The sequence below is a fragment of the Streptomyces parvulus genome (assembly GCF_014648855.1).
Taxonomy (GTDB): Bacteria; Actinomycetota; Actinomycetes; order Streptomycetales; family Streptomycetaceae; genus Streptomyces; species Streptomyces parvulus.
This window is the reverse complement of the sequence record NZ_BMRX01000008.1, coordinates 275,305-290,574: the sequence shown is the minus strand read 5'-3', so window position 1 is coordinate 290,574 and position 15,270 is coordinate 275,305. Positions and strand designations below refer to the sequence as shown.

Sequence of the window (15,270 nt, the reverse complement as noted above, 5' to 3'; positions counted from 1 at the left end):
GGACGGGTGGTGCGGGTGTGCGTGTCGTGACGTGGAACCTGTGGTGGCGGTTCGGGGGGTGGGCGGAGCGGCAGAAGGGGATCCTCGCCGTGCTGCGGGAGTTGCGGCCCGACGTGGTGGGGCTGCAGGAGGTGTGGTCCGACGGCGAGGGGGAGCACCTGGCCGGGTGGCTGGCGCGTGAACTCGGCCTGCACTGTGCCTGGGCGGCCTCCCCGGCTCCCGGGCGGTGGCAGCGGCGGATCGGGGACCCGGGCGTCGGCATCGGCACCGCGGTGCTCAGCCGCCGGCCCGTCGTGGAGAGCGCGGTGCTCAGGCTCCCCGCGCCCGCCGAACTCGACGACGGGAGACAGGCGCTGTACGTCCGCCTCGACGGGCCCGGCCACCAGGTCCCCTTCTTCACCGTGCACCTCAACTCCGGCGCGGACGCGTCCGGGGTGCGGCGCGCGCAGGTGGCCGCCCTGGTGGACTTCGTCGCCGCCCACCGGCACGGCACCGCCTTCCCGCCCGTCGTCACCGGCGACTTCAACGCCCGCCCCGCCTCGCCCGAGATACGCCCCCTGCGGACGGCGGGGCTCCACGACGCTTGGCGGTACGCCGCCCCCGGGCAGCCGTCCGGCACCTGGGGCCCCGGGGATCCGGACGGGCCGGAAGCGCTGAGCGCACGCATCGACCACGTGCACGTGGGCCCGCCCGGGCCCGGGGGCCTCGGCCGGGTCCGGGCGGTCCGGCGGGCCGGTGACCGCCCGGTCGAAGGCGTCCTGCCCTCGGATCACGCGGCGGTCGTCGCCGACCTGGACGACTGAGAGCGGTCAGCGCCCCAGGAACACCGGGTTCGTGAACGCCGCCAGCGCCCCCGGCAGGGGACCCGCCGCCGCCTCGTGGCGGACCTCGGCCCTTACGTACGCCGCGTAGGACGCCGTCGTCCGCCACTCCGCGACGCCCGCGCCGGACACCGGCAGCGGGTCGCCGGTGAACAGCACGCCCTGGTCGGTGACGAAGCGCACCGTGCAGCGCGGCGCCCCGGTCACCTCCAGGCGGACGGTGACCGGGGTGTCCCGGTCCACGCGCAGCCGCTCGCCGATCCCGGCGTGCTCGCCCCGCCCGCCGGACGCGGTGAAGGACAGCGACAGGCGCGATGACTCGGCGACGTAGGAGCGCCCGGCGCGGATGCCCTCCTGGATGGCCTCCCGGGTCAGGTCGTCGGCGAGCACGACGGTCTGCGGGCGGCCGATCACGTCGGGGGAGCGGTGGGAGTCGCTGCTGCCCATCGCCGGGATCCAGCCCCGGCCGCCGTCCCGCCCCGCCCGCACCGAGGCGACCAGCATGCCGTCCCAGTCGGCCAGCGCCACCTCGTCGTCGGGCGTGTAGGGGCCGTTCCACACCTCGACCGCGTCGGCCTCGTCGAAGCCGAACTTCCAGTTGCAGCCGATGCAGGTGGCGTGCGGGTGGGCCGGGACGACCAGCCCGCCCGCGCGGCGGATCTCCCGGGCGAACCGGCCGAAGCGGTTGTCCCGGGCCCGGTAGCGCCAGTCGACGAAGGTCCCGGGGTCGGTGCCGAGGGCGACGACGTGGCCGTTGCGGGTCGTCACCTCCTCGCCCAGCATGACCAGCAGGTCGTCCCCGGCGAGGTCCGCCCAGTGCGCGTGCGCCGAGGGGGTGTTGTGCTCGGAGGAGTTGATGAAGTCCAGGCCCGCCGCCCGGGCCAGCTCCGCGATCTCGGCCAGGGTGTAGCGGCCGTCGGAGTACTCGGAGTGCAGGTGGCAGTCGCCCCGGTACCAGGCGCGGCCCCGCCCCCGGGCCCGCTCCGGCGGGTACACCGGACGGGGCGTCTCGTCCTGCTCCCCGTAGGTCAGCGTGATGGTGATCTCGTACGCCAGGCCCTGCGGGGCGACCGTGTACGGGCCGAGGGCGATGTGCCAGGTGCCCGGCCGGATCCGCCCCGGGAGATAGCCGGGCGTCGCGTCGTCCGCCCGGACGAAGAACTCCGTGCGCGCCCCGCCCGACCAGCCGCGGAACCCCCGGCCGCCCAGCTCGGTGCCGCGCTCGTCGAAGAGGCCGATGTCGAGGGCGTTGCCCGGGGTGCCGGCCGGGACGGCCGGGCGGTCGTAGGAGTACGCGACGTGTATCTCGCGCACGTCGGCCGGGACTTCGACCGGGACGTACACGAAGTCCGGCGAGCCGGTGGGCAGCGTGCCGCGCACCGTCCGCTTCCGCTGTTCCCGCGGTGCCGCTGAGGCGAAGCTCACGCTCCCCAACGTAAGCGCGGCGGCGGCTCCCGTCACGAACACCGCGCGCCTGCCGATCCCGGCGTGGTCGTCCTCGCACATGCTGCTGCTCCCAGTGTCGTCACGGTCATGACATCGGTGGTGCAGGGGTTGGTGCGTGCAACCCTCGTATTGAGCCGTGAACTCCCGTGCAAGGAAAGGGGTTCGGCGCATGTCCGCGCGGCGAGGGCCGAAAGCCGCGCGACGGGCCCCGCGGGACGGGAAACCCGCCCTGATCACGGCGCTCGTATGCTCGAAGGATGACGACTTCCGCGACCTCCGGAACCGGACCCGCCGACCCGGCCGGCCCCACCGAGAACTCCCTGCGTCGCGCCCTCAAACGCGCCCGGGACGGCGTCGCCCTGGACGTGTCCGAGGCCGCCGTGCTGCTCCAGGCGCGCGGCGAGCACCTCGACGCCCTCACCGCGTCCGCCGCCCGGGTCCGGGACGCGGGCCTGGAGGCGGCCGGGCGCCCCGGCGTCATCACGTACTCGAAGAGCGTCTTCGTCCCGCTGACCCGGCTGTGCCGGGACAAGTGCCACTACTGCACCTTCGTCACCGTCCCCGGCAAGCTGCGCCGGGCGGGGCACGGGATGTTCATGTCGCCGGACGAGGTGCTGGACATCGCGCGCAAGGGCGCCGCCCTCGGCTGCAAGGAAGCGCTCATCACGCTCGGCGACAAGCCCGAGGACCGCTGGCCCGAGGCCCGCGAATGGCTGGACGCGCACGGGTACGACGACACGATCGCGTACGTCCGCGCCATCTCGGTCCGCATCCTGGAGGAGACGGGCCTGCTCCCGCACCTCAACCCCGGCGTGCTGTCCTGGACGGACTTCCAGCGGCTCAAGCCGGTGGCGCCGTCCATGGGCATGATGCTGGAGACGACGGCGACCCGCCTGTGGTCCGAGCCCGGCGGCCCCCACCACGGCTCCCCCGACAAGGAGCCCGCCGTACGGCTGCGCGTCCTGGAGGACGCCGGACGCTCCTCGGTGCCCTTCACCTCGGGCCTGCTCATCGGCATCGGCGAGACCTACGAGGAGCGCGCGGAGTCCCTGTTCGCGCTGCGCAAGGTCTCCCGCTCCTACCACGGCATCCAGGAGCTGATCATCCAGAACTTCCGCGCCAAGCCGGACACGGCGATGCGCGGCATGCCGGACGCGGAGCTGGACGAACTGGTCGCCACGGTGGCCGTCGCCCGGCACATCATGGGCCCGTCCGCCTGCCTCCAGGCCCCGCCGAACCTGGTGGACGCCGAGTACGAGCGGCTGATCGGCGCCGGCATCGACGACTGGGGCGGGGTCTCCCCGCTCACCATCGACCACGTCAACCCCGAGCGCCCGTGGCCGCAGATCGAGGAACTCGCCGCCAAGTCCCGCGCGGTCGGCTTCGAGCTGCGGGAACGGCTGTGCGTCTACCCGGAGTTCGTCCGGCGCGGCGAGCCCTGGCTGGACCCGCGGCTGCGCCCGCACGTGGCGGCCCTCGCCGACCCGGCGACCGGCCTGGCCCTCCCCGACGCACCGGTGGTGGGGCGCCCCTGGCAGGAGCCGGACGAGGCCTTCACCGCGTCCGGCCGCACCGACCTGCACACCGCCATCGACACCGAGGGCCGCACCTCGGACCGCCGCGAGGACTTCGACGAGGTGTACGGCGACTGGGCCGCCCTGCGCGAGGCCGCCGCGCCCGGCATGGCGCCCGAGCGCATCGACACCGACGTGCGCGCCGCGCTGGCCACGGCGGCCGACGACCCGACGCGGCTGACGGACGACGAGGCGCTGGCCCTGCTGCACGCCGACGGCCCGGCGCTGGACGCCCTGTGCAAGGTGGCCGACGACGTGCGGAAGTCGGCGGTGGGCGACGACGTGACGTACATCGTCACCCGCAACATCAACTTCACCAACGTCTGCTACACCGGCTGCCGCTTCTGCGCCTTCGCCCAGCGCCGCACCGACGCCGACGCGTACACGCTCTCCCTGGACCAGGTCGCCGACCGCGCCGAGCAGGCGTGGGAGGTGGGCGCGGTGGAGGTCTGCATGCAGGGCGGCATCCACCCGGACCTGCCGGGCACGGCGTACTTCGACATCGCGAGGGCGGTGAAGGCCCGGGTCCCCGGCATGCACGTGCACGCCTTCTCGCCGATGGAGGTCGTCAACGGCGCGACGCGCACCGGCATGTCGATCCGGGAGTGGCTGAGCGCGGCCAAGGAGGCGGGCCTGGACTCGGTGCCGGGCACGGCGGCCGAGATCCTCGACGACGAGGTCCGCTGGATCCTGACCAAGGGCAAGCTGCCCGCGGCCACCTGGATCGAGGTGATCGAGACGGCCCACGAACTGGGCCTGCGCTCCTCCTCGACCATGATGTACGGCCACGTCGACCAGCCCCGGCACTGGCTCGGGCACCTGCGCACGCTGGCCGGCATCCAGCAGCGCACGGGCGGCTTCACGGAGTTCGTGACGCTGCCGTTCATCCACACCAACGCGCCCGTGTACCTGGCGGGCATCGCGCGGCCCGGCCCGACGGTCCGGGACAACCGCGCGGTGACGGCGATGGCCCGCCTCCTCCTCCACCCGCACATCCCCAACATCCAGACAAGCTGGGTCAAACTGGGCACGGAGGGCGCGGCGGAGATGCTCCGCTCCGGGGCGAACGACCTCGGCGGCACCCTCATGGAGGAGACGATCTCCCGGATGGCGGGCTCCTCCTACGGGTCGTACAAGTCGGTCAAGGACCTGATCGCGGTCGCGGACGCGGCGGGCCGCCCGGCGAAGCCCCGGACCACGCTGTACGGGCCGGTGCCCGAGGAGCGGCAGCGGGCGGCGCGGGACTCCGACGGGCACCTGCCCCAGCTGCTGCCGGTGCTGGACTGAGGCCCGGGCGACCGGGCGGGGGCCGGGCGGGCGCGCAGTACGATGATCTGGCCCCAGGTGTACCGGGGTCCCGTAGATGATCGCTGAGGAGATGCGTGCCCGTGCCTGCCCGACTTCCCTCATGGGCGTGGGTCTCCGGTCTGACCGTGGGCGCGATCGCGGCGGTGACCTTCCTGGCCGTGCAGGCGGACCAGGGGCCCCATCCCACCGCCGCGGCGACCAAGCCGGCCCCCACGGCGTCCGCGGGCAAGGACCCGGCGCCGAAGGAGACCGCACCGGCCCGGGTGCCGGACGGCTCCGGCACCGGGCGGCGGGTCGTGTACTCGGTCGAGCAGAAGCGGGTGTGGCTGGTCGACGCCAGTGACGCCACCCGGCGGACCTTCACGGTGTGGCCCGGCACGGTGGACCCCGGTCCGGGCAGCTACACGGTCAGCAGCCGCACCGAGGGCGCCACGACCGGCTCCGACGGGGTGGAGATCGAGCGGATCGTCTACTTCGCCCAGCAGGACGGCGTCTCGGTCGCCTTCTCCAACGCCGTCGACGGCTCCTCGCCGCCGCCGCCCGCCTCCGGTACGAAGACGGGCGGCATACGGCTGCACAAGGCCGACGGGACGGCCGTCTGGGACTTCGCGACGACCGGCACGAAGGTCACGGTCGTCGGCTAGCCTCGTCGCCGCCGGACGGCAGGTGGGCGACGATCAGCACGACGCCGCTGATCAGGAAGACCCGGGTCGCGGCGTCCAGCCCGTTCCAGTCCGCCGACTGCCACATGGCGAACCACTCGCCGCCGATCCCGATGAACCCGGCCCCGAAGAGCAGCATCAGCATCAGGGTGCCGTACGTGGTCAGCCGCCGGGCGGAGGCGAGGTCGCGGCGTATCCAGAGCCAGGTCGCGCCGATCAGCACGAGCGCGGCCACGGTCTCCCAGGCGATGATCGCCACGTACGCCGCGTCCTGGAGACCCTTGCTGGTGATCGCCCGCCACATCAGGTCGTCGTCCTTGAACGTGGTGTCCATCGCGAGGACATGGCGCACGAAGTCCCGGTTCGTCCCGAAGTCGGTGATGTTGCCGAACGCGACGAGGGCGATGTACAGGGCGAGGACGCCGGTGAGGACGGTGGCCGCGAGGCCCAGGGGACGGGGGTGTCTGGTGATGGTCATGGCCCCACCCTTCCCCATGCCGCCCGTGCTCAGCCGACCAGGAGGGCCGCCCGGGTCATCAACTGGGCTTGCCCGGGCCCGTCGTGACGGTGTGCACGAACGCGGTCCAGGAGACGTCGGTGAAGGTGAGGCGGGCGGCGGTGGGGTTCTTGGAGTCGCGGACGTGGATGGTGGAGGTGGCCGGGGGTATCGCCACCTCGACGCACTCGGGGCCGTCATTGCTGCTGTAGCTGCTCTTGAACCACTTCAGCGCAGGGGTCATGTCTCTTCTCCCATGACTTTCTCGATGAAGGCCAGTGACTCACGGGGCGTGAGTGCCTGCGCCCGGATGATCCCATAGCGCAAGTCCAGGGTGTGGATCTCGTGGGGTTCGCGGATGAGCCGGTTGTGCAGCTGGCCCTCGGCGTGCCCGAACGCCTTGCCACCCCGCAGTTTGAGCAGCTGAAGCGACCCCGCCATCCCCGCGTGATCCTCCCGGGCCGTCGGCATCACCTGGATCTCGACGTGCCTCAACTGGCCGATCTCCAAGAGATGTTCGAGCTGCTGCCGCAGTACCATTCTGCCCCCGAGTGGGCGCCGCAGCGTCACCTCTTCCTGGACAAAGGTGAGCTGGGCCCGGGGCACGCGATCGAAGACCGCCTTCCGCGCCATGCAGGCGGAGACGTAGCGGTCGACCTCTTCCTCCGTGAACGCCGGGCGCCGCATCGCGTACAACGCCCGGGCGTACTCGGGCGTTTGCAGCAGCCCGTGGATGTGATGACCGGCGTACGCCCCCAACTCGACCGCCTCGTCCTCCAGCCTGGCAAGGTCCCGCACCTTCTTCGGATACCGGGCCTTCTCCACGTCCTCCTTCATCGTGGCGAGCTTGCCGTCCGCGCCCAGGACCTCGTCGGCCTTGTCCAGGAAGTCCGGCTTGGGGATGCGCCGCCCGCGTTCGACGGAGGAGACCAGGTCCTCTCCGTACCCGATCGCGGCGCCCAGCTCCGGCTGGGTCATCCCGGCCGCCTCGCGCCACATCTTGATCTGCCGCCCGACCGTCTTGAGTACGGCCTCGGACTCCTCGTCTTCCATGTCTTCCCCTCCCGTAACGGTCACCCTCGGTGTCGAGATCGTCACCGTTCAGAGTAGGGATGGGTGGCCACGCTGGGTGACGTGATCGGGAAATGGTCCCGGTACGTGGCCCCGGGCCCTGGGCGCCCACGACCCGGTCGCCGCGAGGGGCCGCCGGGGTCAACTGGCCCTCCCCGCCCACCGGATCGTGGCCGGACGCGACCCGGCCGGACGCGACGCCAAAGACCAAAGAACCGGGGAAAGAACCAACCCACCCCTGCCGTCCTCGCAGATCACTCTGGCGGGTGAACATCACCAACTCGGCTGGCGCGGAGGGCCGTTCATGGTGCAGCGTCTGCCGCAACAACACCAGACATGATTCGGCCCCCGCCGGGACTGCCATCCCACTGCGAGGGCCTGATCACCGAGGAAGTGGACCCTTCCCGATGACTGAGCAGAACCCTAGCGCGCACGCGCGCCCCGCGTCCGGCCGTTACCCGGGCGGCGTAGAGCACGAGAACGTCCCCCACCACGACAACTTCACCGTGGTCGGCAACCACCTCCTCCAGCACCCCGAGCTGTCCCTGACGGCGATCGGGCTGGCCGTCCACATCCAGTCGCTGCCCGTCGGGGCGCCGGTCGGGATCAAGATGCTGGCGGGCAAGTTCCCGGAGGGCGAGATCCGGATCGCCGCGGCCCTGCGGGAGCTGGAGGAGCACGGCTACCTCGCACGCACCAAGGAGCGTCTTCAATCGGGCCGAGTCGTGACCCGGACGGTCTCCCGCAACAAGCCCCGCGCGTTCCTGGCGGCCGCCCTGCCGCCGGTCGAGCCGCCCGCACTCCCGGCCCCGGAATCGCGCCCCGCTCCGGCGGCCTCCGGAGCCGACGGACCGACCCCCGCCTCCGACCTGCTCGCGCGCCTGCGCCTGCACGACTCCCGCCTGCTGCTCACCGAACGGGACGTCCGGCGCCTCGCGCCCTCCGTCGCCGTGTGGCTGGAGCGCGGCGTCCCGGCGAGCGCCGTGGAGCGGACCCTGACGGCCGGCCTCCCCCAGGAGCCGATCCGCCACCCGGCGGCCTTCCTGGAACGCCGCCTCACCGCCGACCTCCCCCCGTCCCTCCCCGCACCCCGCCCCCAGGCCCCCGCCCCACGCCTCCCCGACCCCCTCCAGACCTGCGACGGCTGCGAACGAGCCTTCCGAGCCCCACACGCGGGCCACTGCCGCGACTGCCGGGAGACCGCCGCCCGGCGGTGCGCGGCGGCGTAGAAACCGGCTCGACCCATGGCGCCTCGGGACGGAATCATGGACGAATGACGTCGGCCGAAGCAGCAGCACTCGCCTTGCAGGACCGGGCCGCCCTGTGGCGGACGGGCGAGGCCGGTGCGGCCGATGTCGTCTCCAGCGCCTGCGACGCGCTCGTCGCCGGCGTCGACAGTCCGGCCCTGCGCGTTCTGGCCGCCTGCACACGTGCGGAGGCGGACTACGACGTGCACGATCTCCTGCCTCCCGCACTCGACGAACTGGGTCTCGTCCTCCACCCGGCGGGCAGCCGTGCCGCACACGAGGCCGGCGTACGAGCCCTGGCCACCCGCACGCTGGCCGGCGAGCTGACACCGCGCGAACTGGCCTTCCGCGTACATGGGCGCTTCGGACACGACTTCCCCCTGGCCGAACGTCTGGCCGCACTGGACGACGAGTACGACTACCTCGAACTCGGCGACGGGACACCGGCCCAGGTCGACGCCGACGTTCTGGCGGAAGCGCGGCGGATCACCGCGGCGGTCCGCCCCGTGCCATGACGTGAACGTTTCCACACCGTTCCGCCCCTGAAGCGACCGTCCGCCTTCGAATAAAGTGCTGGACGTCGTACGTACGGACCATGTCGATGCCGAGGGGAGGTCCGGGTGGGCGCGACAGCCGGTGCCGTCTGGGGGCGTGCCGAGCAGCAGGACTTCCGCAGCCGGGTGCGCGGGACGCTGCTCGGTGTGGCCGTCGGGGACGCGTTCGGCGCGCCCGTCGACGGGCTGGACCTCGACGGGATCCGGGAGGAGCACGGTGCGGAGGGCCTGACCGACCTGGCCCCCGCCTACGGCAGGCGCGGCGCCGTCACCCACCTCACGCAGCTCAGCCTGTTCTCCGTGGACGGGCTGATACGGGCCCAGGTACGGCGGGACACCGGCGCCTGGCACCCCCCGACCGACCTGCACCGCGCCTACCGGCGCTGGGCGGCGACCCAGCGCGACTGGGGGCCCGACCTGCGGCGCAAGGACGACGGCTGGCTCGCCCACGAGGAGTGGCTGTACGTCCGCCGGGACGCCCCGCGCGCGCTGCTGCTCGGGCTCGGCGACGAGACCATGGGGACGCCGGAGGCGCCCAAGAACCCCGGTGAGCGCGGGCCCGAGGCGGCGGCACGGTCGGCGCCCTTCGGCCTGCTGGTCGGCTGGGAGCCGCAGCTCGTCGTCCAGCTCGCCGTGGAGTGCGCGGCGCAGACCCACGGGCACCCCACCGGGTACCTGGCGGCGGGCGCGTACGCCGTGATCGTGCACGGGCTGGCGCGCGGGGAGAGCCTGGACGCGGCGGTGCAGCGCGGGCTGGCCCTGCTCGCCGCCCGGCCCGGTCACCAGCCCGTGACCGAGGCGCTCCAGCACGCGCTGGGCGCGGTACGGCAGGGGCTGCCGACCCCCGCGCGGGTGACCGAGCTGATGGGCGAGGGCACGGCGGAGGGCCTGGTCGCCGTCGCGGTGTACTGCGCCCTGGTCGGCGAGGACGTACGGCACGGACTGCGGCTCGCCGTGAACCACGACGGCCCCTCCGGCGCGACCGGGGCCCTCACTGGCGGCCTGCTGGGCGCGCTGCACGGGGAGACGGCGCTGCCACCGGCCTGGCTGGCCGAGCTGGAGGGCCGGGCGACCCTCCTCGAACTGGCCGACGACTTCGCCATGGAGATGACCCAGGGCCCGGCCCTGCACGGCCCGGCGGGCTCGTCCCCGGCCTGGCTGACCCGCTACCCGCGCGCCTAGAACGCGAGAGGCTCCGCGCGGCAGATCCGCGCGGAGCCCTCGGCCGACCGGTTCGGGCGTCAGCCGCCCACGTACCAGCTGAAACCGCCGTTCGAGGCGGCCACGGCCATCAGCACGATGAAGAGCAGGACGTCGACGATGCCGAGCGCGATGGCGGCCTTCGCCATCCCGGCGCCGCCCTTGGCCCCGGCCTGCCGCAGGCCGACGGCACCGAAGACGATGGCCAGCGGGCCGAGCACGATGTTCAGGATGAAGATGCCGACGACGCCGCACGCGAGCCCGGCGACGGCAAGTCCGTTGGTGCGCGAGCCTGATGCGGACGCGCTGTTGCTGAAGTTCGTCATCGCTCTCTCCCCACGTCGGGTCCGGCTTCCGTGTGCTCCCTTGTGCCCCGCCTTCCGACGAACAGACGGCATGCGCACAAACACTTTCGGTCGCGGTTTACCGGGCCTTTGCCGCGGCGCGGCCCGCCTCCGTCCACACGTGTCCAGATCACGCCGCTTCGACCTGCCCGAAAAGCGCTATGCGGAGGGGCTTGTTCTGGCCCGCCTAGTTCGTGTGTTCGAGGGCACGGGGGTCAACTTGTGTGGCTTGTGTGACAGGTTGTGACTTCCTCGTGACCACTGGGGTCGGCGGGGGCTGTCTTCCTGTGGGGGGAAGTCTTGATTCGACGCACCAACGGTGCGCGCCTTTCGCGTGCCCGAAAGAGCTTCAGATCGCTTGCTTGTGCGGCCGCCGCGTCGGGGGCTTTCGCCCTGACGCTGGCCGGGGCGGGGACGGCGTCCGCCGGTACGGGGCCGCGCCCCGCTCCCGCGGACGCTCCGGCCCGCGCCGCGGCCGGCGCTCCGACGGAGGCCGGAAACCCCTTGTCCGCCCGGGCGTTGGAGGCCGGTGTCTGCGCGGACGCGTATCAGATCGGCACCACCTCGTATGCCTACCGGGGGACGGAGCAGATCGCCTCGGTGAAGCAGTTCTACTCGCCGGAGTGCGACGAGAACTACGGCTACGTGTGGGTGTGGAAGTCGTTCCTGGACAAGAAGATCAAGTTTGATCTGCAGGTCGGTGTGTGGTCCTACGACCGCTCCACGCTGCTGGGCGTGCGCCGCGAGTACGACTCGCTCAACCAGGAGTTCTGGGGCAACGGCGCCGACACCGTCGACGACTGCACCTCGGGCGACGGGACCCTGACCATCGCCAGTGAACCGGGCAGCTACGCCGCCAGGACGTCCAAGCGCTGCTGACGCCTCGCGGGTGCGGGTGGCAGCCGCCCACCGGCTGCCACCCGCCGGGACCCGCTCCTCACATCCCCGGCCCTGAAGCCTGATCAATCCAAGGAGAGTTCCTCATGCGCTCCCGCATGCCCGAAAACCGGCGGACCAGACGCGGCAGACGCTCCGCGGCGACGGCGATGGTCGCCTCGGCCGCCGGGGCAGCGCTCCTGGCAGCCCTGATACCCGCCCAGGCATCGGCCTCGCCGGCCGGTAAACCGGCCCCGCCCCGGCAGACGGCCTCCCCGGTGGGGAAGACCGCGGCGCCCGCGAGCACACCCATCGGTGTCGCGGGCAAGGACCGTCCGCTGCTGCAGCCGGGCATCCTCCAGTCCACCTTCCAGGGGCTCGGCATCGGGCAGGTCCCCTGGTCGGAGTTCTTCGAGGCGCCCCTGTCCGACTCGGTCGGCGCGCAGGTCAACTACGGCAACGGCAACCTGCTCCTGTCCGTCAACGCCTTCGACATCGCCGACGCCGGCCCCGGCCTGTCCCTGGGGCACGCATACAACGGCCTCAACACGAGTTGGAAGGCGACGACCGGCAGCGACTACCTGGTCCACGAGCCGAACACCACCTCGGTCTACGTCCAGGGCCCCTCCAGTACCATCGCCGTGTTCGAGCGGGACGGCTCCAAGTTCACCCCGGCCCCGGGCTACAAGCAGGACCTGACCCAGTCCTCGGACAAGAAGTCCTACACCCTCACCTCGCGCAAGAACGGCCAGAAGACCACCTTCACCCGCTCCGGCACCACCGGTGACGCACGCGTGAGCAAGGTCGAGGACAAGAACGGCAACGCCACCACGGTCTCCTACTCGGGCGCCTTCACCTCGAAGATCACCGCGGCTTCGGGCCGGACCCTGACGTTCGACAACGATGGCAAGCAGATCACCAAGGTCACGGACAACACCGGCCGGTACGCGTCCTACACCTGGTCCGGGAACGACCTGAAGACGTTCACCGACACCGACGGCAAGACCACGGTCTTCGACTACGACACCTCGCACCGCGTGACGAAGGTGACCACGGCGGAGGGCCGCGAGACGCGGTTCACCTGGAACACCAACCTCCTCGCCTCGATCACCCGCGTCGTCGACAAGGCGACGGGCGCCGGCGCGACCACCGCGTTCCGCTACATCCTTCCGCAGCCGGGCAGCGAGGGCGAGGGCGTGGCCCGCGTCACGGATCCGCGGGGCAAGCACACCGAGAAGACGGTCGACGCCCGCTGGCGGGTCAAGAAGACGACCGATCCGCTCGGCCACGAACGCTCCAGGACGTGGGGGCCGGACAACAACGTCACCAGCGCGGTCGACGGCATGGGCGTCGGATCGACTCCGGGCAACACCGTGAAGTTCGACTACGACGACTCCTTCAACCCCAAGACCGCCACCCAGCCCACCGGCGCCCAGTCCACGATGGCCTGGACCCAGAAGGCCGGCGGCCACTACCCCGAGACCCTGACCTCCGCCGGCGGCGACAAGGTCACCAACGGCTACGACACCTCCGGCAACATGATGTCGCAGACCGACACGACCACCGGCTCCGACGGCGCCAAGTGGACCTACGACTACAACCCGAAGTCCGGCACGATGGACTGCGACGGGCTGCCCGGCCAGCGCTGCTCGGCCACCGACCCCGAGGACAACAAGACGTCCTTCACCTACGACTCCAAGGGCAACCTGACGACGGTCGACCGCCCGTCCGCGCAGGAGGACGTCACCTTCACCTACGACGTCCTGGGCCGCACCGACACCGTCACCGACGGGCGGGGCGTGGAGACGGTCTACACCTACGACAAGCGCGACCGGCTCAAGACGCAGACCAGTGACGGCAAGCTCACGACGTTCGTCTACGACGCCGACGGCAACATCAGGTCCCGCACCTCTCCGGCGGGGGCGAGCGTCTACACGTACGACGAGCAGAACCGCGAACGCACCCGCACCCTGCCCGCGGGCGGCTCCAGCTCGGTCACCTACGACGAGGCGGGCAACGTGAAGGCCGCCACCGACGCCGGCGGCACCCTCGCCTACGACTACAACGACGCCAACCAGCTCATCACCCTGACCCAGCCGGGCGGTGCGAAGACCAGCTACGGCTACGACAAGAACGGCGACCGGACCACCACCACGTACCCCGGTGGCACGGAGCAGAAGACGGACTACGACAAGTCCAGCCGCGCCGAGAAGATCGAGGTGAGGAACGGCGGCAGCGTCCTGTCGACGATCACCTACGACTACAAGAAGTCCGGCAGGGACAGCGACAAGATCCACAAGCGGACCACCGACGGCGCCGCCCTCGCGTACACCTACGACACCAAGGGCCGCCTCACCAAGGCCGTGGAGACCAAGGACGGCTCCACCACCGCCGGCTGGGCCTACTGCTACGACAAGGCCGGCAACATGACCGGCCGCTCCACCGGCACCAGTCTGCCCGCCTGCGACAACGCCCAGTCCGTCCGGGAGTACAACAACGCCAACGAGCTGACCTCGCTGGGCGGGAACACGGGCTTCTCCTACGACGGCGACGGCAACGAGATCTCCGCCGCCTCACCCACCGGTGCCCGCTCGGCCGCCCAGTGGACGCCGTACACCCAGCTCTCCGCCCTGACGGCCTCCGGCACCGCCTCGGCCTACGGATACGCGGGTCTGGACAACAACGACCGTCTGACGCGCGGCAGTTCGACGTTCACCAACGCCGCGATCGGCATGACGCGGGAGAACACCACCGGTTTCGTCCGGGAGCCGTCGGGCACCCTGACAGCCATGACATCGGGCGGGGCGAGCCAGTACTACCTCACCGACGTCCAGGGCAGCGTCATCGGTCTGATCGACGCCACCGGCAAGCGCACCGCGACCTACAGCTACGGCCCCTACGGTGAGGCCCGCACCACCAGCGGCACCAACCAGCCCTACCGCTACACCGGCACCTATCTCGACCCGTCCGGCCTGTACAAGATGGGCGCCCGCTACTACGACCCGCAACTCGGCCGCTTCACCCAGCCCGACCCCTCGGGTAAGGAGTCCAACCTCTACGCCTACGCCGCAGGCGACCCCGTCAACCGGGTCGACCCCAGCGGACTGCTCTCACTGGGCGAAGGACTCGGCCTGGCAGGGACCGTAGTCGGACTTGTCGCCCTGGCCCCGGTATCGGCGCCCGTGGCAATCGGAGCGGCCGCAGTGGGCACCGGCTTGAGTGTTGCGGGGTCCATTGCATCAGGCAATTCTGCAGGGGAAACCGCAGCGGTCGGAATCCTGGGGCTAGGGACGGGTGGCGTCGGAGCCGCGACAAAGCTGGCTGGTATAGGGGGAAAGACAGGCCTGGGGGTTGACCTCGGATACACCGCATTGGGTTACTTCGGCGGTGCAGGAATAACGGGCGGATGGCTTTGAGAGGTGGAATTGAATGAACCTAGCGGTAGTGGGTACCGGATTCGAGGACAATGCGGCAGCCACCGTCATCCTCGGAGTGATAGTCATGGTGGTGGCATTCGCCCTGCTCTACTGGCGCCGCAAGCGTGAAAAGAAGTAGCAGACGCTCTGAATGGCCCTCTTTCATCCTGTCCCCGGCCGGGATGGGATGGGCTGGCCAGGTGCGGTGACGTGACGAAGTCCCTCGTCGTCGGTATGTGGATCTCACGCAACACG

The 15,270-nt window shown here is 71.5% G+C and carries 14 protein-coding genes; 9 read left to right on the top strand and 5 right to left on the bottom strand.

The window, feature by feature from the left end; genetic code table 11:
- Window positions 1-17 precede the first annotated feature (17 nt).
- Entirely contained in the window at window positions 18-803 is a 786-nt protein-coding gene (locus IE108_RS17560; RefSeq protein WP_064728443.1) for an endonuclease/exonuclease/phosphatase family protein, read from the top strand.
- A 6-nt stretch (window positions 804-809) separates the two neighbouring features.
- On the opposite strand, the gene IE108_RS17555 is transcribed toward IE108_RS17560, so the two are convergent.
- A complete protein-coding gene (locus IE108_RS17555; RefSeq protein ID WP_064728442.1) occupies window positions 810-2,327 on the bottom strand; it encodes a CehA/McbA family metallohydrolase in 1,518 nt (505 codons plus the stop codon).
- A gap of 197 nt (window positions 2,328-2,524) precedes the next feature.
- On the opposite strand from IE108_RS17555, the gene IE108_RS17550 reads away from it, so the two are divergent.
- Together IE108_RS17550 and IE108_RS17545 are read left to right on the top strand one after the other, a co-directional pair.
- The gene (locus IE108_RS17550) at window positions 2,525-5,128 is read left to right on the top strand and encodes a bifunctional FO biosynthesis protein CofGH (protein WP_064728441.1); all 2,604 of its coding nucleotides are present in this window, start codon (window positions 2,525-2,527) and stop codon (window positions 5,126-5,128) included.
- A 101-nt stretch (window positions 5,129-5,229) separates the two neighbouring features.
- Complete coding sequence (locus tag IE108_RS17545) at window positions 5,230-5,793, top strand: hypothetical protein (RefSeq protein ID WP_079163827.1); 564 nt, start codon at window positions 5,230-5,232, stop codon at window positions 5,791-5,793.
- Here the strand turns inward: IE108_RS17545 and IE108_RS17540 are convergent.
- Genes IE108_RS17540 through IE108_RS17530 form a run of 3 tightly spaced genes read right to left on the bottom strand, consistent with a single transcriptional unit; the run spans window position 5,777 to window position 7,360 of the window.
- The gene (locus IE108_RS17540; protein WP_064728439.1) at window positions 5,777-6,289 is read right to left on the bottom strand and encodes a DUF2165 domain-containing protein; all 513 of its coding nucleotides are present in this window, start codon (window positions 6,287-6,289) and stop codon (window positions 5,777-5,779) included. The genes IE108_RS17545 and IE108_RS17540 overlap by 17 nt on opposite strands.
- Window positions 6,290-6,347: 58 nt before the next feature.
- Complete coding sequence (locus IE108_RS17535) at window positions 6,348-6,551, bottom strand: DUF397 domain-containing protein (protein ID WP_064728438.1); 204 nt, start codon at window positions 6,549-6,551, stop codon at window positions 6,348-6,350.
- Window positions 6,548-7,360, bottom strand: coding sequence for a helix-turn-helix domain-containing protein (locus IE108_RS17530; protein WP_189397699.1), 813 nt, complete (start codon window positions 7,358-7,360; stop codon window positions 6,548-6,550). Before IE108_RS17530 ends, IE108_RS17535 begins: the two co-directional genes overlap by 4 nt.
- Window positions 7,361-7,785: 425 nt before the next feature.
- On the opposite strand from IE108_RS17530, the gene IE108_RS17525 reads away from it, so the two are divergent.
- From IE108_RS17525 to IE108_RS17515, 3 genes are all read left to right on the top strand, one after another.
- Window positions 7,786-8,607 (top strand): hypothetical protein, encoded by an 822-nt coding sequence (locus IE108_RS17525; protein WP_064728436.1) that lies wholly within the window; start codon window positions 7,786-7,788, stop codon window positions 8,605-8,607.
- A gap of 44 nt (window positions 8,608-8,651) precedes the next feature.
- The gene (locus IE108_RS17520) at window positions 8,652-9,140 is read left to right on the top strand and encodes a hypothetical protein (RefSeq protein ID WP_064728435.1); all 489 of its coding nucleotides are present in this window, start codon (window positions 8,652-8,654) and stop codon (window positions 9,138-9,140) included.
- Window positions 9,141-9,245: 105 nt separating this feature from the next.
- A complete protein-coding gene (locus IE108_RS17515; RefSeq protein WP_064728434.1) occupies window positions 9,246-10,361 on the top strand; it encodes an ADP-ribosylglycohydrolase family protein in 1,116 nt (371 codons plus the stop codon).
- A 59-nt stretch (window positions 10,362-10,420) separates the two neighbouring features.
- On the opposite strand, the gene IE108_RS17510 is transcribed toward IE108_RS17515, so the two are convergent.
- Window positions 10,421-10,705 (bottom strand): DUF4190 domain-containing protein, encoded by a 285-nt coding sequence (locus IE108_RS17510; protein WP_064728433.1) that lies wholly within the window; start codon window positions 10,703-10,705, stop codon window positions 10,421-10,423.
- Between the two features lie 522 nt (window positions 10,706-11,227).
- On the opposite strand from IE108_RS17510, the gene IE108_RS17505 reads away from it, so the two are divergent.
- From IE108_RS17505 to IE108_RS35345, 3 genes are all read left to right on the top strand, one after another.
- On the top strand, window positions 11,228-11,602 hold the full coding sequence (locus IE108_RS17505) for a hypothetical protein (protein ID WP_226486532.1): 375 nt from the start codon (window positions 11,228-11,230) through the stop codon (window positions 11,600-11,602).
- Window positions 11,603-11,706: 104 nt separating this feature from the next.
- The gene (locus tag IE108_RS35110) at window positions 11,707-15,015 is read left to right on the top strand and encodes an RHS repeat-associated core domain-containing protein (protein WP_064728432.1); all 3,309 of its coding nucleotides are present in this window, start codon (window positions 11,707-11,709) and stop codon (window positions 15,013-15,015) included.
- A gap of 13 nt (window positions 15,016-15,028) precedes the next feature.
- Window positions 15,029-15,154, top strand: coding sequence for an LPXTG cell wall anchor domain-containing protein (locus tag IE108_RS35345; RefSeq protein WP_079163546.1), 126 nt, complete (start codon window positions 15,029-15,031; stop codon window positions 15,152-15,154).
- Window positions 15,155-15,270: the final 116 nt, after the last annotated feature.

What these genes read in the sequence shown, in the direction of transcription:
- IE108_RS17540 (WP_064728439.1), bottom strand. Translation starts at nt 6,289, where the DNA reads ATGACCATCACCAGACACCCCCGTCCCCTGGGCCTCGCGGCCACCGTC.
- IE108_RS17535 (WP_064728438.1), bottom strand. Translation starts at nt 6,551, where the DNA reads ATGACCCCTGCGCTGAAGTGGTTCAAGAGCAGCTACAGCAGCAATGAC.
- IE108_RS35110 (WP_064728432.1), top strand. Translation starts at nt 11,707, where the DNA reads ATGCGCTCCCGCATGCCCGAAAACCGGCGGACCAGACGCGGCAGACGC.
- IE108_RS17550 (WP_064728441.1), top strand. Translation starts at nt 2,525, where the DNA reads ATGACGACTTCCGCGACCTCCGGAACCGGACCCGCCGACCCGGCCGGC.
- IE108_RS35345 (WP_079163546.1), top strand. Translation starts at nt 15,029, where the DNA reads ATGAACCTAGCGGTAGTGGGTACCGGATTCGAGGACAATGCGGCAGCC.
- IE108_RS17525 (WP_064728436.1), top strand. Translation starts at nt 7,786, where the DNA reads ATGACTGAGCAGAACCCTAGCGCGCACGCGCGCCCCGCGTCCGGCCGT.
- IE108_RS17520 (WP_064728435.1), top strand. Translation starts at nt 8,652, where the DNA reads ATGACGTCGGCCGAAGCAGCAGCACTCGCCTTGCAGGACCGGGCCGCC.
- IE108_RS17530 (WP_189397699.1), bottom strand. Translation starts at nt 7,360, where the DNA reads ATGGAAGACGAGGAGTCCGAGGCCGTACTCAAGACGGTCGGGCGGCAG.
- IE108_RS17510 (WP_064728433.1), bottom strand. Translation starts at nt 10,705, where the DNA reads ATGACGAACTTCAGCAACAGCGCGTCCGCATCAGGCTCGCGCACCAAC.
- IE108_RS17555 (WP_064728442.1), bottom strand. Translation starts at nt 2,327, where the DNA reads ATGTGCGAGGACGACCACGCCGGGATCGGCAGGCGCGCGGTGTTCGTG.